Origin of the sequence: Bremerella volcania (genome assembly GCF_007748115.1) — a bacterium.
Classification (GTDB): domain Bacteria; phylum Planctomycetota; class Planctomycetia; order Pirellulales; family Pirellulaceae; genus Bremerella; species Bremerella volcania.
Genome location: NZ_CP036289.1, coordinates 1907661 through 1931523, shown reverse-complemented (window position 1 = coordinate 1931523; position 23863 = coordinate 1907661). Strand labels below are relative to the sequence as shown.

Annotated in this window: 21 protein-coding genes and 1 pseudogene; 18 read left to right on the top strand and 4 right to left on the bottom strand. The window is 57.7% G+C overall.

What is annotated here, in order from left to right; genetic code table 11:
• The first annotated feature begins 37 nt into the window (after window positions 1-37).
• Window positions 38-1114: a two-component system sensor histidine kinase NtrB gene (locus Pan97_RS07930; RefSeq protein ID WP_165698658.1), complete on the top strand. Its 1077-nt coding sequence runs from the start codon at window positions 38-40 to the stop codon at window positions 1112-1114.
• Between the two features lie 174 nt (window positions 1115-1288).
• Here Pan97_RS07930 and Pan97_RS07925 read toward each other — a convergent pair whose 3' ends face one another.
• The 3 genes from Pan97_RS07925 to Pan97_RS07915 are packed head-to-tail and all read right to left on the bottom strand — an operon-like array spanning window position 1289 to window position 4642.
• On the bottom strand, window positions 1289-2302 hold the full coding sequence (locus tag Pan97_RS07925) for a zinc-dependent alcohol dehydrogenase family protein (protein WP_144971567.1): 1014 nt from the start codon (window positions 2300-2302) through the stop codon (window positions 1289-1291).
• Window positions 2299-3162, bottom strand: coding sequence for a sugar phosphate isomerase/epimerase family protein (locus Pan97_RS07920; protein ID WP_144971566.1), 864 nt, complete (start codon window positions 3160-3162; stop codon window positions 2299-2301). Before Pan97_RS07920 ends, Pan97_RS07925 begins: the two co-directional genes overlap by 4 nt.
• Window positions 3163-3205: 43 nt before the next feature.
• Window positions 3206-4642, bottom strand: coding sequence for a hypothetical protein (locus tag Pan97_RS07915; RefSeq protein ID WP_144971565.1), 1437 nt, complete (start codon window positions 4640-4642; stop codon window positions 3206-3208).
• Window positions 4643-4886: 244 nt separating this feature from the next.
• On the opposite strand from Pan97_RS07915, the gene Pan97_RS07910 reads away from it, so the two are divergent.
• Together Pan97_RS07910 and Pan97_RS07905 are read left to right on the top strand one after the other, a co-directional pair.
• Window positions 4887-5351 (top strand): Hsp20/alpha crystallin family protein, encoded by a 465-nt coding sequence (locus Pan97_RS07910; RefSeq protein WP_144971564.1) that lies wholly within the window; start codon window positions 4887-4889, stop codon window positions 5349-5351.
• An 18-nt stretch (window positions 5352-5369) separates the two neighbouring features.
• Window positions 5370-6203, top strand: coding sequence for a PAC2 family protein (locus Pan97_RS07905; RefSeq protein WP_144971563.1), 834 nt, complete (start codon window positions 5370-5372; stop codon window positions 6201-6203).
• Between the two features lie 86 nt (window positions 6204-6289).
• On the opposite strand, the gene groL is transcribed toward Pan97_RS07905, so the two are convergent.
• Window positions 6290-7909 carry a chaperonin GroEL gene (gene groL, locus Pan97_RS07900; RefSeq protein ID WP_144971562.1) on the bottom strand — a complete coding sequence of 540 codons (1620 nt, stop codon included), beginning with the start codon at window positions 7907-7909 and terminating at the stop codon, window positions 6290-6292.
• Between the two features lie 461 nt (window positions 7910-8370).
• Between groL and Pan97_RS07895 the strand changes: the two genes are divergently transcribed.
• The 15 genes and pseudogenes from Pan97_RS07895 (at window position 8371) to rpiB (ending at window position 23821) form a co-directional block, all read left to right on the top strand.
• Window positions 8371-9576 carry a methionine adenosyltransferase gene (locus tag Pan97_RS07895; RefSeq protein ID WP_144971561.1) on the top strand — a complete coding sequence of 402 codons (1206 nt, stop codon included), beginning with the start codon at window positions 8371-8373 and terminating at the stop codon, window positions 9574-9576.
• 152 nt (window positions 9577-9728) lie between these two features.
• A pseudogene (locus Pan97_RS26790) lies at window positions 9729-11687 on the top strand (nicotinate phosphoribosyltransferase).
• On the top strand, window positions 11684-12235 hold the full coding sequence (locus Pan97_RS07880) for a hypothetical protein (protein WP_144971559.1): 552 nt from the start codon (window positions 11684-11686) through the stop codon (window positions 12233-12235). The pseudogene Pan97_RS26790 and the gene Pan97_RS07880 overlap by 4 nt, the downstream one beginning before the upstream one ends.
• Window positions 12236-13155: 920 nt before the next feature.
• A complete protein-coding gene (locus Pan97_RS07875; protein WP_144971542.1) occupies window positions 13156-13530 on the top strand; it encodes a hypothetical protein in 375 nt (124 codons plus the stop codon).
• A gap of 27 nt (window positions 13531-13557) precedes the next feature.
• The gene (gene csrA, locus Pan97_RS07870; RefSeq protein WP_174819542.1) at window positions 13558-13797 is read left to right on the top strand and encodes a carbon storage regulator CsrA; all 240 of its coding nucleotides are present in this window, start codon (window positions 13558-13560) and stop codon (window positions 13795-13797) included.
• Between the two features lie 310 nt (window positions 13798-14107).
• The gene (locus Pan97_RS07865; protein WP_144971558.1) at window positions 14108-14410 is read left to right on the top strand and encodes a BON domain-containing protein; all 303 of its coding nucleotides are present in this window, start codon (window positions 14108-14110) and stop codon (window positions 14408-14410) included.
• A gap of 96 nt (window positions 14411-14506) precedes the next feature.
• Window positions 14507-14911 carry a response regulator gene (locus Pan97_RS07860; protein ID WP_165698656.1) on the top strand — a complete coding sequence of 135 codons (405 nt, stop codon included), beginning with the start codon at window positions 14507-14509 and terminating at the stop codon, window positions 14909-14911.
• A complete protein-coding gene (locus Pan97_RS07855; protein WP_196782315.1) occupies window positions 14908-15654 on the top strand; it encodes a sensor histidine kinase in 747 nt (248 codons plus the stop codon). The genes Pan97_RS07860 and Pan97_RS07855 overlap by 4 nt, the downstream gene beginning before the upstream one ends.
• A 267-nt stretch (window positions 15655-15921) precedes the next feature.
• Window positions 15922-18555 (top strand): plasma-membrane proton-efflux P-type ATPase, encoded by a 2634-nt coding sequence (locus tag Pan97_RS26785; protein ID WP_144971556.1) that lies wholly within the window; start codon window positions 15922-15924, stop codon window positions 18553-18555.
• Window positions 18552-19868, top strand: coding sequence for an APC family permease (locus tag Pan97_RS07845; RefSeq protein WP_144971555.1), 1317 nt, complete (start codon window positions 18552-18554; stop codon window positions 19866-19868). Before Pan97_RS26785 ends, Pan97_RS07845 begins: the two co-directional genes overlap by 4 nt.
• Entirely contained in the window at window positions 19858-20550 is a 693-nt protein-coding gene (locus tag Pan97_RS07840; RefSeq protein ID WP_144971554.1) for a class I SAM-dependent methyltransferase, read from the top strand. The genes Pan97_RS07845 and Pan97_RS07840 overlap by 11 nt, the downstream gene beginning before the upstream one ends.
• Before the next feature lie 21 nt (window positions 20551-20571).
• Window positions 20572-21537: a magnesium transporter CorA family protein gene (locus Pan97_RS07835; RefSeq protein WP_144971553.1), complete on the top strand. Its 966-nt coding sequence runs from the start codon at window positions 20572-20574 to the stop codon at window positions 21535-21537.
• 49 nt (window positions 21538-21586) lie between these two features.
• The gene (locus Pan97_RS07830) at window positions 21587-22630 is read left to right on the top strand and encodes an inorganic phosphate transporter (RefSeq protein WP_144971552.1); all 1044 of its coding nucleotides are present in this window, start codon (window positions 21587-21589) and stop codon (window positions 22628-22630) included.
• Between the two features lie 27 nt (window positions 22631-22657).
• Window positions 22658-23347, top strand: a complete 690-nt coding sequence (locus Pan97_RS07825) for a DUF47 domain-containing protein (protein ID WP_144971551.1) — start codon at window positions 22658-22660, stop codon at window positions 23345-23347.
• A gap of 36 nt (window positions 23348-23383) precedes the next feature.
• On the top strand, window positions 23384-23821 hold the full coding sequence (gene rpiB, locus Pan97_RS07820; protein ID WP_144971550.1) for a ribose 5-phosphate isomerase B: 438 nt from the start codon (window positions 23384-23386) through the stop codon (window positions 23819-23821).
• Window positions 23822-23863 lie beyond the last annotated feature (42 nt).

The following is a 23863-nucleotide window of genomic DNA, read 5'->3' as shown; positions in this document are numbered from 1 at the left end:
CTCCGCTGTAATGGCGCAGCGGGAAGAAAGGGTTGCGATGGCCACGGATAGCGAAACTCGTTTGAAATCGATCGTCCAGACGGCGGTCGATGGTATCATCACGATCGACGAGCGGGGGAGCATCGATACGTTCAACGCGGCGGCGGAGCGTCTGTTTGGATATCGCGCCAACGAGGTCATCGGCAAGAACGTCTCGATGTTGATGCCATCGCCGTACCGTGACCAGGACGACGAGTTTCTAGCACAATACCTGGCCACTGGTGACAAGAAGATTATCGGGATCGGCCGGGAAGCCGTCGGACGTCGCAAAGATGGCTCGACATTTCCCATGCACCTGTCCGTTGGTGAGATGCGCCTCGGCGACAAACGCTTCTTCACGGGCATTCTGCACAACATCAGTGACCGCAAGCAGGCCGAAGAGCGGGCGTTGCAAGAGGAACGGCTCGCCGCGATCGGGCAGATGATCGGCGTCGTCACACAAGAGAGCCGTAATGTCCTGCAGCGCATGGTAGCTAACCTGGAAATGGCGGCAATGGAAATTGAAGACCGGCCCGAAGCACTCGAGTACATCTCGCGCACCCAAGCGGCGCAGGATGACCTTCATCATCTCTACGAAGAACTCCGCAGCTATGCGGCTCGCATCACGCTTGAACGCGAGCTGTGCCGCGTAGATCACCTTGTTGGACAAGTCCTCAACGACATATCGGCGTCACACAAGAGCCGCCAGATTCGACTTCGCCCCAATAACAACGGTTGTGATACGCGCTGCGAAGTCGATCCGTTTCGCATGAACCAGGTGTTCCGCAACATGGTCGAGAACTCCCTCGCCGCCTGCGCAGATCCGCTTTCAATCGAATTGCTGCTGTCGGATACGGAATTCAAGGGACGAGCGGCTGTCGATTTGTGCTACCGAGATAATGGAACGGGCCTCAACGAAGAACAGCGCCGCAGAATGTTCGAACCGTTCTTTACAACCAAAACAAAAGGAACCGGCCTGGGAATGGCCATTTCCAAACGCATTGTCGAAGCGCACGGTGGGCAGATGGCTGTCGGCGGCAAGGTGACGCCCGGCGGAGCGGAATTCCTAATCACGCTGCCCCGTCAATCGGCGTGACGCAACCGTCATCCAACAGGCTCCCGCGTTAGGCAACCTCAAGAAGAGGAATCGCCGTCGAGGAATTCGGTCAACCGGCCCCACACACGCGGGTTGCCACAATTGTCCTTCAACATCGCAGATCCTCACTTTGGGCCAAGCTCCACCCAGCTTCGCAATACCGTCGCCGCGACACTAACCTCCGATTGCCAGCACCTTGGCACCTCGGATTTGACCACATTTTAGCTCCACGAGCGCACGATTGGCCTCTTCGAGACGATATGTCTCTATGGTGGGTTGAATCGGGATTGCGGCGGCCACAGGCAGGAAGTCGCGGATGTCGTGGTGAGTGATGTTGGCGACCGATTTAATCTCACGCTCCATCCACAGGTCTTCGTGGTAGTTGAGATGCTGAAGATACGCTTTGTCCGCGTCTTCCTTGCGGATGGCGTTGATGACCAGCCGGCCGCCGGGCGTCAGGTTCTTCATCGCCTCGACAACTGGTTTCCAGGCGGGCGTGGTGTCGATGATGGCGTGGAGCGGTTGTGGGGCCCGCTCTGACGTGTCGCCAGACCACGCCGCACCAAGCTGGCGAGCAAACGCCCATGCCTCTGCGTCACGGGCAAAGACATACACGTCGCTGTTGGGGAACATGTGGCGGGCCAATTGGATCACCAGATGTGCCGACCCGCCAAAGCCGGTAAGCCCCAACCGCTGGCCGTCGACGAGATTCGTCAGCTTGAGCGCTCGATAGCCGATGGCGCCGGCACACAACAGCGGGGCGGCGTGTTCGTTGGAGAACGTGCTGGGGATGGGGTAGGCATAATCCGCCGGAACGGTCATGTATTCAGCGTAGCCGCCGTTGGCGTCGCGGCCGGTCGCGCGGAAGTCAGGGCTCAGGTTTTCATCCGTGCCGCCTATCGAGTGGTGAATCCAACCCACGCCGACACGGTCCCCTTCCTGATGCTGAGTCACTCCACGGCCAAGCTCCACGACGCGGCCGACCACTTCATGGCCGAGGATGATCGGCAGTCTTGACGGCGGGGCGCGGCCTTCAATCTCGTCCAATTCCGTGTGACAGACGCCGCATGTCATCACGCGCAAGAGCACGTCACCTGGACCTGGCGTCGGTTCCGGAATGTCGGCGAGTTCAAGTGGAGCATCGGTCTCGTCGAGCGATACGGTGCCTCGCATCAACATGGCTTTCATGGATCGGCTCCTCGCGACGATTGACGATCGTCGAGGCGCCGCCTCGCCACTTGCCAAAGAAACTGGCGCGCATGGCGGGCGCGCTCCAGCGTCCCAGGGATATCAGGACTTCCCGCGATCTCAAGGATAAAAGCGCCGTGAAAATGGAGTCGTGAAAGCTGGTCGATCAGTGTTTCCCATGCAATCTCGCCTTCTCCGGGCGGCAAATGATCGTCGTGCTTGCCGTGATTGTCACTGGCGTGGATCATCCAGAGGTGGCCCGACAGCTTGTGCGCCACAGTGCGAAGATCACCGGACAGATGTGCGTGCCCCGTATCCAGACAGATTCCGACCTCGGTCGTATCGAGCGCACCCAGGATCCAAAGCACGTCCCGCGCGCGGCCAAAGAAGAGATGCGGCAGCATATTCTCCAGCACCAGGCTGATGCCGAGTTGACGACACTGCTGAGCGAGTTGGTTGAGCGCGCCCGCAGCGTTGTCCATGCGTCGGAGCCGCTGGTCGTTGGGAATGTTCGCGTTCTCCGGTCCAGGGTGAATGACGAAGTGGCGCACGCCAAGTTCAGCTGCGGCTTCCGCAGCCTTGAGCATCTCGGCGAGTGATTTGTCGCGAATTTGACTGTCCAGCGATGTTAAATCGATGTGTTCCGCAAACGGCGCGTGAAACGAATAAGGATCAAGTTCCAAATCGCGAATCAGCCTGGCAGCTCGGTTGACCGCTTCCGAGTCGTGGTAATCCAGATGCGCCGGAAAGGAGCAGACTTCGATTAACGCGAATCCCGCACTGCGGATGTGCTCCAGGCAATCGAAGATACTTGTCTGGTAGAAGCAGCCTGTCGATAGACCGATTGGCCAGTCGTTCATTCGTCATCTCGAAAGTTGTAGTGCATTGCAGGCCTCCGCAGTCTTACCTTGCCGCAGCACAATCGGCGTTGTCGAGAAACCGGGCTTCTCCATTGTCACGCCGTGTCAGCAGCAGGTCCCTGAATCTCGACAGGTTATCGTTGCACGATCCATCTGGGCAGTATCGCTTTTCCTGGCATGATCGACAATTCAGATCGACGAGGGCGTCGTGGCCGGTCGCGAACAGACCGGCAAACAGTCGAACGTAGAAATCGGCACGTGTGGCGGCGTCGTAGCGATACCATTTCTCACCCCAGCCGAAATCGCGCTCGTATTTCGAGCGAAAGAGCCCAGCAATGTGCCGCGGATGCCAGCCCACCGCCAGCAGAATCCGCACGATATGCTGCAAAGCCGCCGGTTTGAGCATCCGTTCGTTCGGTTGTTCAAGAATGATCCGTGCGCACCGCGGCAGGGGTGCCCGAGGAGTGCGGTCATAGGTCTGCGGCCACGCTTCGCATGGGTCGTGCTCGGCGGAGTAAAAGTAATCGTGCCAGCGAGCTAGCCGCGAACCGTTATAGTCCGCCACGAGCCTTTCAGTGGCCTGTGACTGGTCGGGAATCTGCACCGAACCACGGCGGGCGATCTCTAGGACCTGGTCCACATCGCGCATGGCGAAGAGTCCCTGGCGGTCGTCCATCTCGTGGAGCGGGATCATGAACAACGGCGGCAACTCCTCCACCACGTCGCCTAGCATCCACCGTTGCTGGTGTAGTTTGAGATACGTGGAAAAGGGAATACGAACGCCGCGTGTGTGGAGCGGGTCACCGTACTCGGAAAGATCGATGGAAACTACCTCACGACCGCGTCCATTTGGTCCGGCTTCGACGGCAGTCAACATCACTGGAATGCCACATATGCTCGCCGATCTTTCCAACACGCGGTGCGCCACATTTTCCATCACCAGCGCAAGGCTAGCAAACGCGGCGCCCAAACGCGGATCAACGCTTTCACCGCACGGTGCGTGCGGCTGCGCGTATTTGGACCGCAGAGTTTCGGGAAGCTGCCCCATCGCGGTCAGGGATTCGAAGGCGGGCGAATGGTAATCAATTCGCCAGACGAAATGATGCCCGCGCCCGGTGAGCAGATGAAGCGGTGCAATGCCGTACCCAAGCAAGACTTCCTGAATCGCGTGGACAACGGGCCGTTGGATGTCGAAGCAGCGTGCCGGTTCAACGTACGGCTCAGCAGGCAAGTCGAAGTTGACATATTCGATGTCCAGGTGCGCGATCAACGACCTGCGGTCCCACAGCGACCTGCCGACATCCAGCCCCTCGTCAAGGCATCGCCACAGATCTCCCGGCGATCGGGGAACAAAGCCCACGTCCGCCGAAGGTCCCTCGCCGGTGATGTGGACGCTCGTCGCATCGTCCGGCGAGTCTCCACCGAGAAACTCCACCATCCGTGCGCATACGTCTGAGTTGGCATAGTAATCTTCGAGCATCACACGATTATCGGGCGTAAATGACGTCGGCAAAATCGCGTGCCAGATGATTCAGTGATGGCGGAAACCGCCACGACGAACGCAAGAAAACGCCTCATGGCGGTTTCCACCATTCGATATTCATTTCCTCCGCGATTCACAGTCGTTCGTCTCGACGGCGATAATCGGTCACGTCCGCACTGCGTCCTACGCGATTGCCGTCGTACTGGATGACACATCCCCACCAAGTAAGAAGGAGAAAATCATGGCGGGAACACTGAGTACCCAACGAGGCGGAGCTTTGGCGCCCTGGTTCCGCCGCGGACCGTTGTCGGCCTTCCGTGAGATGGAAGACATGTTGGAACGATTCTGGGGCGAGGAAGGCGACGGCTGGGGCACGCAGTTGCTCGCTCCGCCGCTGGACATGAGCGAAACGGACAAATCCATCAGTTTGCGCATGGATTTACCGGGCGTGTCGCCAAAAGAAATCGACATTCAGGTCAGCGGCAATCAACTGACGATCAGCGGCGAACGGAAGGAGGAGAAGGAAGAAAAGGAAGAGACCTACCATCGCATCGAACGACGCTGTGGGCGGTTCTCTCGCTCCGCCATGTTGCCCTGCAGCGTGCAGGATGACAAAGTCGAGGCCAAGTATCAGGACGGCGTGCTGCAAATCACATTGCCCAAGACCGCCGAGGCGACCGCACGTCACATCGAAGTTAAGACTTAACACACGACGGTTCTGGAAATGCCGGACGATTTGAAACTCAATAAGCCCTGGCTGGTCGCTGTCTGGCCAGGCATGGGACACGTTGCAATCAGCGCCGGCTACTATCTGATGGCCAAACTCGGCATGCACCTGCTTGCCGAGTTCTCGGCACGTGAGTTGTTCGATGTCGAACACGTCGAGGTGAAAGGCGGGTTGATCCGCACGGGTCGTCTGCCGCGAAGTCGGCTGTTCGTCTGGATGGACCCGCAACAGCGGCACGATATTATTGTGTTCATCGGCGAGGCCCAGCCGCCGAGCGGCAAGTACGCATTTTGCCGCCGGCTGATCGAATACGCCCGCGAGCTCGGAGTCGAGCGGGTCTTCACGTTCGCGGCGATGGCCACACAAATGCATCCCGAACACGATTCGCGTGTCTTCGGAGCCGCCGCCGAGATGGGGCTGCGCGGCGCCTGTTTGCTCGGCGAAATGCCGCACATCTTCGCTCAGCTTCCCTTCCCCAAGGCGTCTCTGGCTGTGCTGAAGGTCTTCACCATGATCGCCGACATCGAGATCGATACGGCGGAGTTATCCGAACAGGCTCAAGCTATGGAGGAGAAGCTGGGCGAGATTCTGGCGGAGGTGGAAAGAGCGATGGAACAACAGATGCCAACCGAGGAAGAGGACTCGCTTGGCTTCGAACTACCGGAAGCGGAAGGACTCAGTCCCGAAGATGAGCGTCTCATCGAACGACTCTTCGAGCAAGCTCGGCGGGACCGATCGAAAGCCTACGAGTTGAAACGGGAATTAGACCGGCTCGATGTCTTCGATGGATATGAGGACCGGTTTCTCGACTTGTTCAAGAAGCCGGACTGACTGTGGAACGCGGGACGACGTTTGAGCCGCGGATCGGTTGCGCCTGCGATGAACGGGCGACGCGTTCGTAAAAATCGCCGTGTCTGTTAGTACATGTCGTAGTTGGCACCCTGACCGCGCCCAGCCCTTTCCTCGTTCGGCCTTTCGGCAATCAGAGCGTCGCTGGTGAGCAACAGAATTGCCACGCTCGCGGCGTTTTCCAGTTCACAACGCACAACCTTGGTTGGATCGATCACGCCGGTGGAGACCAGGTTTTCGTACTTGCCAGTCATCGCGTTGTAGCCGTGGTTTCCGGATCTCTCGGCGACCTTCTCGCAGATCAAGCTGCTGTCCTGGCCGGCGTTCTCGGCGATGCACGTGAGCGGCCAGCGGCATGCTTTGCGGACGATGTTGTAGCCCACTTCTTCGTCGTGGCTCAGGCCGGTCGGCTGGCACGCTTGAGAGGCCCGCAACAGCGCCACGCCGCCGCCCGCCACAATGCCTTCGTCGGCGGCAGCTGTCGCGGCGTTGATCGCGTCCTCGTACAGGAATTTCTTTTCCTTGAGCTCGCTTTCGGTTGTGGCGCCGACGTTGATCTTGGCCACGCCCCCGGTCAGTTTGGCCATCCGCTCCTCCAGCTTCTCGCGGTCATAGTCGCTGGTCGACTTCTCCAGTTCGTGCTGAATTTGAGCGATGCGAGCCTGAATGTCCGCCGTCTTGCCGGCGCCTTGGATGATCGTGCTGTTGTCTTTGTCGACAATCACCTGTTTTGCCTGTCCGAGATCGGTCAGCGGCAGCGATTCAAGCTTGATCCCCAGGCTTTCAAAGATCGCTGTGCCGCCAGTCAGAATCGCAAGGTCTTCCATCATCGCTTTGCGGCGATCTCCGTAGGCGGGAGCCTTGACCGCACAGCACTGGAACGTCCCGCGCAGACGGTTCACCACCAGCGTGGCCAGCGCCTCGCGTTCCACGTCCTCGGCGACGATCAACAGCGACCTGCCGGCCTGAACCACCTTCTCCAACAGCGGCACGATGTCCTTGATGCTGGTGATCTTCTTTTCGTGGACCAGAATGTACGGCTCTTCCAGCACGCACTCCATCTTGGACGCGTCGGTGACGAAGTACGGCGACAGGTAACCTTTGTCGAACTGCATTCCTTCGACAACTTCGATCTCGGTTCGCATCGTCTTTCCTTCGTCCAGTGTTACGACCCCGTCCTTGCCGACTCTGTCGAGCGCGTCGGCCACGTGTTGGCCGATGGTGGGATCGTTGTTGGCGGCGATGGAAGCGACTTTGGTCAGGTCGTCTTTACCCTTGACAGGCACGGAGTTCGCTTTGAGCTTCGCGACGATGTCGTCGACCGCCTGCTCGATGCCCTGTTTCATGTGAACGGGCCGAATCCCACCAATAACGGCCCGCAAGCCTTCGTTGAAGATAGCCTCGGCCAGCACGGTGGCGGTCGTAGTTCCGTCGCCCGCCACATCGTTCGTTTTTGAAGCCACTTCGCGGACTATGCGAGCACCGATGTTCTCGAAGGGATCTTCCAAGTCGATCTCTTTGGCCACGGTGACGCCGTCCTTGGTAACCACCGGAGGACCGAAGCTCTTTTGCAGCAGAACATTTCGACCGCGCGGACCGAGGGTTTTGGTGACCGCGCGCGACAGCGTGCCCACACCGCGTTTGATGGCCTCCAGGGCGTCTTGGTCATAAGCAATCATTTTCGACATCGCTGTTCTCCTGCGCGCAGGTTCAATTGCCAAGCGTCATTCGTTCAACAGCACGATGGCGTGGTCGTTATTGGATGAATTCAGCACAGCCAGGCACTTGTCCTGATCGACGTTTACACTGGTTTCCAAGACAGGCATTACAAACGTCGATCACGGACGCACCGCAATTGTCGCCGGTGGCGTAGAAGCACGAAATCGGCAAATCCAGGAATCTTCAATGGCGGAAATCACCACGACGGAGTTGCAAATCGCCACAGCTCGTGTTCCCATAGGCGGGCAGGAACGAACCAGAAAAGAGGTTTGTTCCCCGCTCATAGCGGGCCAGACTGTTGGGTACGTCGCATGCGACCTTGCCATTGGTGGTTTCCGCCACAACAAACTCATTCCTTTGCCGATACATGCCTGCTCAACACTCTTGCCATAATCTGTTGGAGAACACGTCGGTTTCTTGAAAGGCAACAATGGACGCAACTCAGATTGCCGCGACTTCTCAAACGCCGATGTCCCGTCAGGCGGCCGAATACGTCGAACGGAAAGGGATAGGGCACCCGGACACCGTCTGCGACTCGGTAATGGAATCCATTGCGGTAGCGTTGTCGGGAGCGTATCTCGAAACCGCGGGGCGCGTTTTGCACTTCAACGTCGATAAGGGACTTCTGGTCGCCGGCCAAACCGAACCAAAGTTTGGCGGCGGCAAAGTCTTGGCACCGATGCGTCTGTTCGTCGGCGACCGGGCTACGGACACCTTTGAAGGCAAGAAGCTTCCTGTCGGTGACATTGTGGAGGCGGCGGCCGAGCATTGGCTCCAAACACATCTGCGGCACGTTAAGCCGGACGTGCACTTGGATATTCAGAACGAGTTGCGGCCAGGGTCGGCCGAGCTGGTCGGCATCTTCGACCGTGACAAGATCACGGCCAACGACACATCAGTCGGCGTCGGATTCGCTCCGCTCAGCGAGACGGAGCACCTGGTGCTGTCCGCCGAGCATTTTCTCAATTCGAAGTCCTTCAAACACGACTTTCCGGAGACGGGCGAAGACGTGAAGGTGATGGGTGCCCGGTACGGGCGAAAGCTGCACTTAACCGTGGCCATTGCTTTCATCGACCAGTTTATCTGGGAGGAAGAGACCTATCTGCATCGCAAGGCCGCCGTGAAAGAGTCGTTGCTCTCGTATTTGCGATCGAAGCTCCACGACTTGGACGCTGTCGAAGTCGTCGTCAACGCTCTCGACGATCCCTCTCGTGGCCAAGACGGACTCTACCTGACCGTCCTTGGTACAAGCGCCGAAAGCGGGGATGGCGGTCAAGTCGGTCGTGGCAATCGAGTGAATGGCCTGATCAGCCTCAGCCGTCCCATGACGCTGGAAGCCGCCGCGGGCAAGAACCCGGTGAGCCACGTCGGCAAGATCTACAACTTGCTCGCTCATCAAACGGCTGACCGAATCTACCACTCGTCGGATGCGATCGAAGAAGTCTACGTGTGGCTCTGCAGCCGCATCGGCCAGCCGCTCGACAATCCTTGGTCCACGTCGATTCAGTTGGCCTTGAGCGCCGGCGCGACACTTGGCGATGTCCAGCACGAAGTGAATGACATCGTCAACCAGGAGCTGTCTGGAATCTCTCAGTTCACGAAGCGATTGACTCAAGGAGAATTATCAGTTTGTTGACCGACGTTCAACATCACGCTTGTAAGATAGAAACCGCTTCTTTCCTTTTGCGCAGGAGGACGAGTTCAGCTTCCTGGACCAGCCAGCCGGCGCCACCGAACGATTCCGTCGTCCTGTCAGAAGGGCACGTCGAAATTCAAAATTGCAGTTAGATGAGTAAGCGAATGTCAGACACAGATAACACGCACGTCTTCTCACCGCGCACGGGCGACGCGTTTCTCGTCGTCGACCTACAACGTGATATCTTGTCGAGCGGCTCGCTACCGGTTCAGGGAGCCGACATCGTGTTGCCCAAGGTGAACCAAGTTCTTCACGAATTCCATCGCCTTGGTTGCCCTGTCGTGGCAACGCGCGACTGGCACCCTCGCGACCATTGTTCGTTCACCGGATTTGGCGGACGCTGGGAGCCGCATTGTGTGCAAGACACGTCGGGAGCTGAATTCGCTGCGGGACTAAAGCTTCCTAGCGATGCGCTCGTTGTATCCAAGGGCACGAACCGCGACCGGGAAGCGTATTCCGCTTATTCAGAAACGGGCTAAGCTGACTGGCTGCGGCAACATGGCATACAGCGCCTGTTCTTGTGTGGTGTTGCGACCGAATACTGCATCTTCGAATCAGCTCAAGATGCCATGCTCGCTGGTTCCGAAGTTGTTTTACTCGACGATTGCATTGCGTCTCTCAATCCGCAGCAAGGTCGCGACGCCATTGCCAGGCTACGGGCAATGGGCGTGTTTGTGCTTGGCACTGCCTATCTCGACCTCCCGCTCCCGGACACGGGTGCGCTACTTACCGACATGTATCAACTGACCATGCTGCAAGGTTACTTCGAGCAGGGCATGGAAGAGACGGCTGTCTTCGAGTTCTTCATTTGCAAGCTGCCGCCTGCTCGAAACTTTCTCATAGCGGCGGGCCTGGAACAAGCGCTGGAGTATCTGGAAAGCCTGCGATTTTAGCCGGATGAACTTGATTGGCTTGCGTCGTGCGGTCACTTTCGGAAGGACTTCATCTCCTACCTCGAACAACTGCGATTTGCAGGCGATGTCCACGCGATGCCGGAGCGCACGATTTTCTTTGCTCACGAACCAATCCTCCACGTAACCGCGCCGCTTCCCGAAGCGCAACTCATCGAATCCCGCCTGATCAACATCTTGCACTTCCAAACACTCATCGCGTCGAAAGCAGCGCGATCCGTGCTGGTGGCGCCCGACAAGCTGCTGGTCGATTTTGGCATGCGTCGGGCTCACGGCGCTGAGGCCGGGCTGCTGGCGGCGCGTGCAGCTTATCTGGCGGGTTTCTCCGGCACGGCGACCGTACAGGCCAGTCAACGCTTCGGTGTACCCGTTTACGGCACGATGGCCCACTCGTTCGTTCAGGCACATGACGATGAGGTCGAAGCGTTCGAGCATTTCGCGCTGGCCAATCCGGACAATGTTGTCCTGCTGCTTGACAACTACGACACCGAGTCCGCGGCCGAGAAGACGGTCGAATTGGCACGGCGATTGAATGCGCAGGGAATCGAAGTCAAAGGAGTCCGCCTCGATAGCGGTGACCTGGCCGAGCACGCGCGCCGCGTGCGCCGCATCTTCGATGACGGTGGGTTGCCGAACGTTACGATCTTTGCCAGCGGCAACCTGGACGAGTGCAAACTGCATGACTTGCTCGCCTCCGGCGCGCCGATTGATGGCTTCGGGATCGGCAGTCGCCTGGACGTCTCGGCCGACGCACCGTACTTGGATTGTGCCTACAAGCTGCAAGAGTACGCCGGCCGTCCCCGACGCAAGCGCTCGGAGGGAAAGGCCACTTGGCCAGGGCGCAAGCAGGTTTATCGAGCTTTCGTGGAAGGAGTGATGGCGGGCGACGTCGTGACATTGCAGGGCGATCCGCACCCCGGCCAGCCGTTATTGTGCGAAGTAATGAACAACGGACAGCGAGTTGGGACCGCGAAGCCGTTGCTTGAGTTGCGCCAGTACGCCGCCGAGAATCTTTCCCAACTGCCGCCGCGTCTGAAGCAGATTGAAGGCGACGCACCCTATTCGGTTACGATCTCGCGAGCGGTCCGCGAGCTGGCTCGTTCAATTGACCAGTCCGCATACGAAAGGAGCTTGCCATGAAGACGAAACTGCGTTGTTGGGCGCTCGTCGCGCTGACGTTGCTGGCGGGATATATCCCGTCGTTGAATCCGGTCTACACGGACCAGCAGTTGGTCTTTGATGCGAACGTGCTGGGGACGTGGGTACAGGCCAATGGACAAGACACGTGGGAATTCACCAAACGAGATGCGAAGTCGTATCGGCTGGTGTACACCGACAAGGATGGCCACCAGGGACGCTTTGTCGCCCGTCTTGCCGATTTGAACGGAACGCTGTTCCTCGATTTATTCCCAGAGCAAAAAACCGAGGACGATACCGCCGGCTTCTACAAGTTCCACCTGGTGCCGATCCATACGATCTATCGGGTGAAGCGGACCGAGCTGAAATTGGAGTTAGCCGCCATCGACTACAAGTGGTTTGACAAATACTTGACCGACCATCCTGGCGCCATCCAGTTTGCGACGTTCAATGGCCGCAAACTGATCACGGCGTCAACAACGGACGTGCAAGCGTTCGTCCTTGAACATCAGGAGATGTTCACCGGCGACTTTAGCTTAAAGCGGCGTTAGTCGCACTGGTATCAGTGCTTCGTCTTGCAACGCAAAGTTGAACGCGGCGCCGGCCCGACAAAGAAATCGCCGTGAGCGAGCTGCTCGCATAATTCCTGGGGTGACATTGCACCGACGAACAAGTAACACCATACAGCCCGTCGCCGTTTGCGTTCATAAACTGCAATGCTCGTAATCGGCTCCTTCGGTCGCTCGCCCTTCCCGTCCAGGATGTGAAAGACGTTTGCGCCGACGAACCACATCAGATCTTGGGGCAACTGCTCTGCCGGAACGGGAACATTTCGACATGACCATCGAACGGGCCGCCGATGAATTCGACGCTGTAATGCCGGCACCGCACGTAACCACTCTTACGCAACCCCGCCATTTCCATCCCCTGGTGACGCGCTGCGGCGATGTACCTCGTGCCATACTTCTCACCGAGGATTTCCCAAGCCACCGCCCGCTGCACCGCCGTGGGGGAGATGCGAAACCGCCGTCGGTTTGTATGCCGCCGAGACGACGAATCGAGCGGCAGAGCTCACGACGATCGACCGGATCGCCATCGTTGATGCTCGTCCGAATCAGAAATGGGCCGCCAGTGTGGTGCAATGATTGTGTTTGCATAAGGGCATTCTGTCCTCTGGTGGCCATCGGCGTGAATCGAATGGCTGACCAATACGCGATGGCGGAAATCACCAGTGGCAGCGAGGCCCCACAGCGGTGCGAAATGCCAGTTTTGGCCGAGACGACAGCGCGGTCTCAGGCATAGTGGATTCCGCCATTCGAGATTACGTTTCCACGCGATTTAAGACCCATCCCACTGGCCGTCATAATAACGGCCCTTTGCCTTTGCGAGTGCCTGCTCCTCGTAGCAAGGATGCTGGACACAGCGAATCCGTTGAAGTTGAAACCAACGACCTGCGTCGGACGGAAACACGATGATCGAAATCCTCGTCGAGCGACCTGCGGATACCAATGGCTCTGCCAAAATCCAACGCCGGGCGGGAACGTCGCGCCGGAAACAAACGAAATCGATTGAACGGAACGGCACGCCGCAAACAACGGCTTCCGTGGCCGCGGTTCAGCGGGAACATGAGCAAGTTATTGAAGCCCAGGCGAGTGCTGAGCTGCGCACGTCGTCGTATCACGCCGTCCGTAACGTTTCCTGTGAAGTGTGCGAATGCGTGCTTATCCTGCGGGGCCGCGTACCAAGCTTCTACATGAAACAAATCGCCCAAACCGTCGTGCGGCACCTGCTGGACGGCAACTTGGTCATCGATAACCAATTGGAAATGGAAGTTGACCGGGCGTAATCGCCCATCTCATGGAAGGAGAAAACCATGCTCGTTCTCAGTCGCAAAGCCAAACAACGAATCGTGATTGGCGAGAACATTGAACTGGTCGTGATTGCCGTAAACGGCGACCGCGTAAGACTCGGCTTCAACGCGCCCAGCGATGTGCCGATCTACCGCGAAGAAGTCCATCGACGCATCCAGACTGAACAAGGTGGTCTCTTTGTTGCCGATCGGTGCAACCGCCAAACGATGGTACTGCAATCCCAAACAACCGAACCCGTGTAGCCTGTTTCACAAACCTAAGATCAATTTTTCAAGGAGTCGCAATGTCGCCAGCTTTTCCCTTACCGGCGGATGCCCAAGCACGAAGGGTCATGCTTTCTAAACTTTCTGCCGGCCGATCGAGGTCGCCACGGCATGGGATCAACGATAACCGACGGCAACTGCCACTGACGGAGGCAAACGGGATCGCTGGGGGCGACGATTGTGGAACGGCCAGCGATGATTATCAGCGGGATGCTTTGCCCACAGCCGCAGCGCTCGCCGAAGCTGAATTGCTGCTGGCAGAAATCAGACAAACGAAGGAGGATGTCGCATGAGCGCAACGACACAAGAAGCTGCGCCAGCCGCCCGTGTACGTAGAACGAGACTCGCCGACGACCGACGTACATTGGATGACGCCATCGCAGACGCGGTTCGGCAAAAGCTTTCAGTAGACGAGCGGGGGCCCAGCAGGTTTTATTTCAATGATGTGCGGTGCGAATGTTGCAACGGTATTGTGAAGCTCGAAGGACGCGTCCCCACGTATCGATTGAAGCGGCTGCTGTTGTCGCTGATTGAAAACCTGGATGGCATCCAGGAAATTGACGACCGGGTAGAATGCGACCGGACTGAGTAGCGTTCGTCCACGGAAGTCAACGATGCCGCGGCGCGTGGTCAGCCGAGCGCTGAGCGAGGTGGTGTGATGTTCGGAGCGACCAAAAGAATCCTCATTGTGGATGACGAACCAGATTCTTGCAGTAGCCTGTGTCGCATCATTCGTGGGAATGGCTACTATGCGGATGTCGCTCACACCGCAAAGGAATTGTTCCAGCCAAGAGAATGGGCAGAATACTTTGGAATCGATCTCGACCGTAGGCTTCCCGACGGCCTGGCCGAGGAGCTACTTTCCGGCATCAAGGAGCGGGCAGCACAGGCCGCCGTCATCATCATCACCGGCTATGGCGACCTGGACAGTAGCATCGCCGCCCTTCGCCAGGGCGCCGAAGACTACATTCTCAAGCCGGTTAATCCGGACGATTTGCGAGCCAAGATCGCTCAGATCAATCGTTGCCGAGAGGCTGAAGAGCAGGCGGGGCGGGGCGTGCCGAGCAGCTGGCGGCCATTGGCCAGGTCGTGACCGATCTGACTCACGAGAGCGGGAATTTCATTCAGCAGATTTCGTTGTCGTCGCAACTGCTCGCGGAGGAAATCGACCCAAACAACCAATCCGCCATGGAGGAAATCACGCGGCTCCAGTGGGCACGAAAGGGGCTTGAACATTTGTTAGAAGACCTCCGCCAGTTTGCATCCCCGTTAAAGCTCGAAAAGGATCAATGCTCAGTGCGGTCTCTATGGCGACAGGCTTGGTCGGATGTTACCAGGACCGACGAGGCGACCAACGCTTCGCTTGAGGATACAACGGACGTGTCCGACGACACATGCCACATCGATGCCTTTCGCTTGGGGCAAGTGTTTCGCAATTTGTTCGAAAATTCACTCGCTGCTTGTGGCGAGAAACCGCGTATCAAGGTGTATTGTCGAAACGGCGATGGCACACTCAAGATTGTCATCGCGGATAACGGGCCCGGACTTCAACCCGAGGCGCGAGAAAGGCTCGTTGAGCCGTTTTTCACGACCAAAACGAAGGGTACAGGCTTAGGAATGGCCATCGCCAAGCGCATCGTCGAAGCGCACGGTGGCCAGATAGTCGCTGGCCGCACCGCGACCGTGGGAGCGGAGTTCCTGATCACGCTGCCGCGTCAAACGGCTGAGAAAGCGGGGGCAGAAGGAAGTTCTCTTGTCGCTGATCCAGAGCTTAGACTTAGACGGCGTCACTGCAAATCTATCTGGTTAAGTGGACCGAGTCGAATTTGGAGTTAGCCGCCATCGACTACAAGTAGTTTGTCAAATACCTAACCGACCATCCTGGTGCCATCCAGTTTGCCACGTTCAATGGCCGCAAACTGATCACGGCGTCAACGTCGGACGTGCAGGCGTTCGTGAACTTGGGAACCAACGGTACGCATGAAGCGCGAGGGGTCGAGTTGATTTTGAGAAAGGGTAGAATGAGCGCAGTCCAATTGTCGCAACCACGACCGAAGCGGTCGAACCACGTTCCTGTCAGCGCAGGCAACAAAGGACAAGACTATGCCAGAGAACGCTGATTTCCAAAAGCTGTCGGTGGAAGAAGCCCTTGATCGCCTCGCAGGCAATGCGTCTACAGGACTCGCCAGCGACGAGGTACAGCGGCGGCAACAGCGATACGGATTGAACGAGATTCCGGAAAAAGAGGAATCAACGTTTAAACGGATTCTGAAACGGTTCTGGGGCCCGATTCCCTGGATGATCGAGGCGGCGGCGATTCTCTCGGCCGCCGTGCAGAAGTGGGAAGACTTCACGATTATTATCATCTTGCTGCTGGTAAACGTCGTGATCGACTTTCGGCAGGAAGCATCGGCTCTCAAAGCACTCAAACTGCTGAAGGAAAAGCTCGCCCGGACGGCGCTTGCGCTCCGTAACGGCAAATGGCAGGAAATCCCGGCGCGGCAGCTCGTACCCGGCGACATTGTCAAATTGCGAATCGGCAATATCGTTCCGGCCGACGTCAAGCTGGTCGAGGGCGGCTACCTGCAAGCCGATCAATCCGCGTTAACCGGTGAATCGATGCCAGCGGACAAGTCCGCGGGTGACGTCGCCTATGCGAATTCGGTCGTGAAAATGGGCGAGATGACGGCGGTCGTAACCGCGACCGGCTTGAACACGTTCTTCGGCAACACCGTGGCCTTGGTGGCGCAGGCCGAGAAGCAGCAGCGAAGCCACTTCCAGAAAGCCGTCGTCAATGTCGGCAACTACTTGATTCTGATATCGGCAGTGATGGTTGTGTTGATCATCTTTACGGGCCTCTACCGGCACGATTCTCTGATGGAGATTCTGCGGTTTTCGCTGGTATTGACCGTGGCTTCGATTCCCGTTGCCCTACCCGCCGTGTTGTCGGTCACGATGGCGGTGGGTGCCGTGCGGTTGGCCAAGCACCAGGCGATCGTTAGCCGGCTGGTCGCGATCGAAGAACTCGCGGGAGTCGACATCCTGTGTAGCGACAAAACCGGGACGTTGACCAAAAACAAAATGCAGCTTGGCGATCCGGTCACGTTCAACGGCTATTCGCCGGACGATACCGTGTTTTACGCGGCCCTAGCTAGTCGCGAAGAAAACAACGATCCCCTCGAGATGCCCATCTTCGATGCTCTCAACAAGTCGGGCGGACATAGCCGTCTTGGTGCCTATCAATTGAAGGAGTTTGTCCCTTTCGACCCCGTACGCAAACGAACCGAAGCCTCGCTCACCGGCAATGACGGCGAGCTCGTTGTCTCGAAAGGCGCACCCCAAGCTATCCTCGCCCTCTGCGACGATCCGGCGGTTGAAGAGCAAGCCACTCAACAGGTCGAACTCTTTGCCAAAAAGGGCTATCGCACGCTGGGCGTAGCGTTCAAGCAGCCGACAGATTCGGCCTTTCGGTTCGTGGGCTTGTTGCCGTTCTTTGATCCACCGCGCGATGACTCCGCGGACACCATCGCAGAGGCGAAGAACCTCGGCCTCGACATCAAGATGATCACGGGTGACAACCTGGCGATCGCTCGCCAGATTGCCGAAGTGTTGGGGATCGAAGGCGAGATTCGCGACCACACCGAGCTGAAGGAAGACAAGCCGGTCGAGTTGCTCCTGATCGCTGACGTCGTGACGGAGTCGTTATACGGCCGGCTCAAGCCCGAAGCTTCTCCCGACGAGGTCCACGCGGTCGCGGAGGAAGTCGTCGAGAAACTGGAAGAGAGGTTGCGGCAGCTTCGCCCGCATGACGGTTTCGTCCGTCGACACGAATCGGAGATCATTCGCCTGATCGAAGAAACGGGCGGCTTCGCCCAGGTCTTCCCGGAGGACAAATACAAGATCGTCGATCGCCTCCAGAAGCACGATCACATCGTGGCCATGACGGGCGACGGTGTGAACGACGCACCGGCTCTCAAGAAAGCCGATGCTGGGATCGCGGTGTCGGGCGCGACCGATGCGGCGCGAGCCGCCGCCGACGTCGTGCTGCTCCAACCCGGACTTTCAGTGATCATCCGCGCTTTGGAGGAAGCGCGCATGATCTTTGGGCGGATGAAAAGCTATGCCATCTTCCGCATTGCGGAAACGCTGCGCGTGATCTTATTCATGACACTCGCGATCGTGGCGTTCAACTTTTATCCCGTGACGGCGCTCATGATCATCATTCTCGCGCTGCTGAACGACATTCCGATCATGGCCATCGCGTATGACAACGCCAAGATAGAACCGAAGCCAGTTCGCTGGAACATGCGTGAAGTATTGACGATCGCTACCGTCCTTGGTCTGGCGGGCGTGGCGTCGTCCTTTTTGCTCTTCTTTGTCCTTCAGGAATTGAAGTTCTCTCACGCGTTGATTCAGGCCATTATCTTCCTCAAGCTGGACGTGGCGGGGCATTCCACGATCTACGTGACCCGCACCGGCGAGCGACACTTCTGGCATCGACCGTACCCCTCCCTCAAGTTGTTCATTCCCGCGATGACGACTCGCATTATCGGCACGCTGATCGCCGTCTATGGTTTGTTCATGGAGCCGGTCGGTTGGAAATACGCCTTGTACATCTATATCTACGCCACCGTGTGGTTTGTCTTCAACGACTTCCTCAAGGTGTCCGTCTATCGTATGCTGCACAGAACCAAGTGGCTGTTGGGCCGCGAGCACATGCACGAGGTGGTTGAGTGAACGCGACCGGTACCCAAAAACTCGGGATTCCCGAACTCCTGGCGATGGGCATCGGGGGGATGATTGGTGGCGGCATCTTTTCGGTGCTGGGCATGACCGTTGAGATCGCAGGGCATGCTGCGCCGTTGGCGTTCGCGATTGGCAGCCTGGTGGCGCTCGCAGCAGGGTACTCTTACGTAAAGTTGGCACTCGGATTCCATAGTGACGGAGCTAGCTTTACGTACCTGGAACGCGCGTTTCCCAAGCACCCCAACGTCGCTGGCATCACCGGATGGGCGGTAGTGGTCGGATATGTCGGCACGCTTGCGTTGTACGCGTACACATTTGGGGCCTACGGGGCTCACCTGCTCGGAAGTGCCGAATCTCCGGCGGTCCGCATGGTGTTGTCCGCCGGCGTGTTGCTCTTCTTCATGGTCGTCAACCTGCGAGGCGTTCATGCGAGCGGAGTCACCGAGGACCTCATCGTCGCGACGAAGGTCATCTTGCTGGGGCTGTTCGCCATCGCCGGAGCGTTCTACATCAAGCAAGATCATCTCGTGCCCGTGTTTGAGAAAGGCGTGTCGTCGGTTTTTGTGGCAGGTGCAATGATCTTTGTGGCGTTTGAGGGATTTCAGTTGATTACGAACGCCGTTCTGGAAACGGAGAACCCGACCCGCAACATTCCGCGAGGGATTTACGGTTCGATTGTGGTGACTTCGCTGATTTACATTGGAGTGGCGCTAGTCGCGGTCGGCAACCTGACGGTTGAAGAGTTGACCGCTGCTGAAGAATACGCACTGTCGGTCGCCGCGAAACCGGCGCTCGGAAACGCCGGTCAAATCCTCGTCGACATCGCCGCGCTGTTGGCGACTTCCTCTGCCATCAATGCGACCGCATTCGGCGCGTCGCGGATGATGGCCGAAATGGCAACTGGAAAAAGAATGCCAGCGGCTTTTTCGTTTCGCAGCCGAGCCGACGTTCCCTGGGTGGCGGTGGTCGCGTTAACGGGCTTGGCGATGGTCTTCACAATACTCGGCGGACTGGAAACGATCGCGACCTTCTCCAGCGCAACTTTTCTGCTAGTGTCGCTTGGTGTTTCGGTCGCGAATCTGCGATTGAGATCTCGCACCAATAGCAAACTATCGCTCATATTGCTGGGCATCGGTTTGATGTTGACGACGCTCAGCCTGTTGATAACGCACTTGGCAGCCAACGAGCCAACAACCTTGTTCTGGTTGATTGGATTCTTTGCCGCCATCGCGATTGTCGAAATCATATTCTGTCAACGCGAATGCCCAACTCCCACTGAAAAGGACGACGTTGATGCCACCTGAAACCAACGTGAATAAATACGAACCAGGCGTCCTGCGCATCTTTCAGACCAAGGACGAGACGAAGGCGTATTACAACAAGATCGCCAAAGTGTACGACTTGCTGGCGGAACACTCCGAGCAGCCGATGCGTGAGAGAGGTTTGCAGAAGTTGGCTGCCCAGCCTGGTGAGCGAATCCTGGAAGTCGGCTTCGGCACGGGACACAGCGTCGTCGAACTGGCTCAAGCCGTCGGGCCAACCGGCAAAGTCTTCGGCGTCGATATCTCGGACGAGATGGTCGCCCTGACCAATGAACTGCTACAGCGTGAGGGCTTGCGGGATCAGGTTGAATTGACCTGCAGCGATGCCGAAGCACTGCCCTACGAAGACAATTCGCTCGACGGGATCTTCACGAGCTTCACTTTCGAGCTGTTCGACACGCCCGAAATCCCCAAGGTGTTGGCCGAATGGAAGCGAGTGCTCACAACGGGAGGACGGCTGGTGGTGGTCGCGCTTTCCAAGGAAGGAAAGCAAGGCGTAATCATGAAGGCCTACGAATGGACGCACAAACACTTTCCCAACTTGATGGACTGCCGCCCCATCTACGCACGACGAGCAATTGAGGCAGCGGGCTTTGACGTCAAGGAAACGGACATCGAGCACATGTGGGTCGCTGTCGAAATCGTGCTGGCAGTCAAGCCGTAGGCCCTCGAAAGCAGACGTACCGTGAAGCAACAAACATACCGCCTCACTCAAGACCGTTACCTCGAACGATGTCCGCCGGAGCGTTCGCCGGCCGGTGCATCCAGCGTGGGCGGCCCCTGTTGGATCGATCTGGAGCGTGGCGAACCAGAATCGCTGACGGAGTTTCTCACTGCGTTGGAGCTGCATCCGCTGGCGATCGAGGCGTGCCTTGATCCCACACCGGCCTCACGCTTGGTCGCCTACGGCAAGTCGCTCTTTCTTGGCATTCCGACGCACGCGAGTTGGGAGGCCGAGCATCGGACGTTTCTGTGGATTGTCTGTACCCCGGGCATGCTGATCACGATCCATGAGTATGCGATTCCCGCACTGGAGACGATCTCCGATCAGTACAGCGACGGCATGCGTTTTCATACCGCGGACACGTCGGCGATTCTGTATCAGATTCTCGACCACCTCATCGATGACGACATGGCCTTCACCCTGCGGACTCGCGACGCCATCGATCGTCTCGATGAGATGCTCGACGATGTGGACGACGAAGAGCTGACGGAACAATCTTTACTGCTAAAGCGACAGCTCACACGACTAGCTGCGACCTTCGAAGATCAGCTTTACTGTGTGGGTTCTCTACAGACGATCGAATCCGAATCGTTCCGCATCGAAGGTTTGCAAGACTATTTCCGCGACGCGTTCTCGCACTTGGAGCACGCTTCCCGCTCGATTGGCCGGCAGCTTGCGCACCTGAATGCCATCCATCAGGAATACCAATTACAACTGCAGAGCAAAACAAATGACCGGCTGAGGTTGTTGACCATCATCTCGACGATCTTTATCCCGCTCACGTTGATCACAGGGATTTACGGAATGAACTTTCGCCGCATGCCCGAGTTGCAGTGGGACTATGCTTACTTCTGCGTTCTGGGCGTTATGGTGACGATCACGCTGGCCATGTTGTGGAGATTTTACCGCGCGGGATGGTTCAAATGAGCCGCGCCGCCGACAATGTGAACACCGACAACAAGGTCTCGCCCGCGAGATGAACTGGCTACTCACACTGACTGTAGTGACGGTGATCGTGGTCGTGCTGTTCGATTATACGAACGGGTTTCACGACGCGTCGAACATAGTCGCAACGATAGTCGCCTCGCGAGCGGCGACGCCCATCCAGGCGGTGATACTGGTAGCCGTCTTCGAATTCCTGGGGCCGCTACTCGCCGGGACCGCTGTGGCGGACACCATCGGAAACTTTGTCAACGTTCGCGACTTGCCCGCCGCGCCGTCGGTTGCGATTGTGCTTTGTGGTGTGCTCGGAGCTATCTGCTGGAATTTGCTGACGTGGTGGCTGGCCATTCCGTCATCGTCGTCGCACGCGCTGGTCGGCGGGCTGGTGGGCGTGGTTGTCATCGCGGCGGGCCCCGATCATGTTGTGTGGGGCGTGGGCGAACTGGCTGGCGGCAAGCTTGTCGGTGTTACGAAGGTGATCCTGGCGCTTTTGCTGTCGCCGCTGGTCGGCTTCGTGGTCGGGTTTGTGATCCATCGTCTGATGCGACTGCTCTTGCGCGCCGCACGACCGACGGTAAATCGGTCGTTGCGGCGGGTGCAATTTGTGACGGCGGCCGGACTGGCGTTTTCTCACGGAGCAAACGACGCGCAAAAGAGTATGGGCGTGATCACAATGTTGCTGGTTCTGGGCGGTTATCTGCCGCGATTTGAGGTGCCGCTGTGGGTGATCGTGCTTTGTGCCACGGCCGTCACCGCCGGCATTCTTTCCGGCGGCTGGAGAATCGTTCGCACGGTAGGATTCGGCATTTACAAGCTGCGACCATTGCACGCTGTCGATGCCCAACTGACCGCAGGCAGCGTCATCCTTGGTGCGGCCTTGTTTGGAGCACCCGTGTCAACAACCCACGTCGTGACTTCGTCGATTATGGGCATTGGCGCGTCCGAACGTCCTAGGGCCGTGCGTTGGCAGAAGGGGAAGGAGATTGTTGCCGCATGGGTCGTCACGATCCCAGCTGCCGCAACTGTTGCGATCCTGATCTACACAGTTGCCTCCTGGCTGATTTCCAGCGTGAATTAAATCCACTTGCTTCTGGTACGTCCTGACATGATTGGGAAAAAGAAATCACTACTCCGACGGTTACTGGACCGAGCTTTCCCTCGCGCTCCGGACTTCTATCTCCTGCTGAATGGGCAATGCGATTTAAGTCTCGAAGCGATGACGGTTTTTGCCCAGTTTATGAAGGACGGCGATCGTAACAAAGGCGTTCAGGTACGAGAACTGGAGCATCGGTGCGACGATTTAAAACATCAAAACATGGATCAGCTCAATCGATCGTTCTCCACGCCGATGGATCGCGATGACATTTACCGAGCTATTAGCACCATCGACGATGTTGTCGGTTATGCGAAAACCACCGTGCGCGAACTCGAGATCTTGCAAGTCACTCCAGATGAACCCATGCAGGAAATGGCTGCTCTATTACTGGAAGGCATGCAGTCGCTGCACCAAGGATATGCCAAATTGCGAAGCAAGCCGCTAGATGCCGAAGCGGATGCCAGAAAGGCCCATAAGACGGAGCGCGAAACAGAAGACGTTTATCGACACGCCGTGGCCAAGCTGTTTGACGAACAACGAATCAGACAGATGGCTGAGTCCGGGGATGTCCATGCCGAGATTTCAACGTTCGTCGAGATGTTGCGTCGCCGCGAAGTTTATCGGCACATGTCCAATGCCGCAGACAAGATCGAAGTTGCCGCCGAGACGCTGCACAACATCATCGTCAAGATCGCTTAGAAGATCAGGCTTTTTGCGACCGGCGGGGGTACAGATATGAGAATTGCAATCGCATCGGATCATGCTGGATTCGCCTACAAGGAGAAGATCAAGCAGCGGCTTGTCGCGTTGAACCATCAACCGCGCGATTTTGGCGCACATTGCACCGATCTGGTTGACTACCCGGACTTTATTCATCCGGCGACCGCGGCCGTGGCGAAGGGAGAATTCGATCGGGGCATTGTGTTGGGCGGTTCGGGTAATGGTGAGGCGATGACAGCGAATCGACATCCCGGAATCCGCTGCGCGTTATGCTGGAGCTTCGAGTCGGCTCGGCTTTCGCGGCAGCACAACGATGCGAATTTGCTGTCGCTGGGAGAGCGGCTGATCGATTTGGAATTGGCATTGCAGATTGTGGAAGTCTGGTTAACCACGCCCTTCGAAAATGGCCGGCACGTGTTGCGGATTCGCAAGATCGATGAGGGCGCGAAGTGAAACGGCTCGACGCGCCGCTCGACCGCCGCCTGGGGAGACCCA

Coding starts and splice junctions, on each gene's coding strand:
- Pan97_RS07930 (WP_165698658.1), top strand. CDS start 38: ATGGCCACGGATAGCGAAACTCGTTTGAAATCGATCGTCCAGACGGCG.
- Pan97_RS07925 (WP_144971567.1), bottom strand. CDS start 2,302: ATGAAAGCCATGTTGATGCGAGGCACCGTATCGCTCGACGAGACCGAT.
- Pan97_RS07920 (WP_144971566.1), bottom strand. CDS start 3,162: ATGAACGACTGGCCAATCGGTCTATCGACAGGCTGCTTCTACCAGACA.
- Pan97_RS07915 (WP_144971565.1), bottom strand. CDS start 4,642: ATGCTCGAAGATTACTATGCCAACTCAGACGTATGCGCACGGATGGTG.
- Pan97_RS07910 (WP_144971564.1), top strand. CDS start 4,887: ATGGCGGGAACACTGAGTACCCAACGAGGCGGAGCTTTGGCGCCCTGG.
- Pan97_RS07905 (WP_144971563.1), top strand. CDS start 5,370: ATGCCGGACGATTTGAAACTCAATAAGCCCTGGCTGGTCGCTGTCTGG.
- groL (WP_144971562.1), bottom strand. CDS start 7,909: ATGTCGAAAATGATTGCTTATGACCAAGACGCCCTGGAGGCCATCAAA.
- Pan97_RS07895 (WP_144971561.1), top strand. CDS start 8,371: ATGGACGCAACTCAGATTGCCGCGACTTCTCAAACGCCGATGTCCCGT.
- Pan97_RS07880 (WP_144971559.1), top strand. CDS start 11,684: ATGAAGACGAAACTGCGTTGTTGGGCGCTCGTCGCGCTGACGTTGCTG.
- Pan97_RS07875 (WP_144971542.1), top strand. CDS start 13,156: ATGATCGAAATCCTCGTCGAGCGACCTGCGGATACCAATGGCTCTGCC.
- csrA (WP_174819542.1), top strand. CDS start 13,558: ATGCTCGTTCTCAGTCGCAAAGCCAAACAACGAATCGTGATTGGCGAG.
- Pan97_RS07865 (WP_144971558.1), top strand. CDS start 14,108: ATGAGCGCAACGACACAAGAAGCTGCGCCAGCCGCCCGTGTACGTAGA.
- Pan97_RS26785 (WP_144971556.1), top strand. CDS start 15,922: ATGCCAGAGAACGCTGATTTCCAAAAGCTGTCGGTGGAAGAAGCCCTT.
- Pan97_RS07840 (WP_144971554.1), top strand. CDS start 19,858: ATGCCACCTGAAACCAACGTGAATAAATACGAACCAGGCGTCCTGCGC.
- Pan97_RS07830 (WP_144971552.1), top strand. CDS start 21,587: ATGAACTGGCTACTCACACTGACTGTAGTGACGGTGATCGTGGTCGTG.
- Pan97_RS07825 (WP_144971551.1), top strand. CDS start 22,658: ATGATTGGGAAAAAGAAATCACTACTCCGACGGTTACTGGACCGAGCT.
- rpiB (WP_144971550.1), top strand. CDS start 23,384: ATGAGAATTGCAATCGCATCGGATCATGCTGGATTCGCCTACAAGGAG.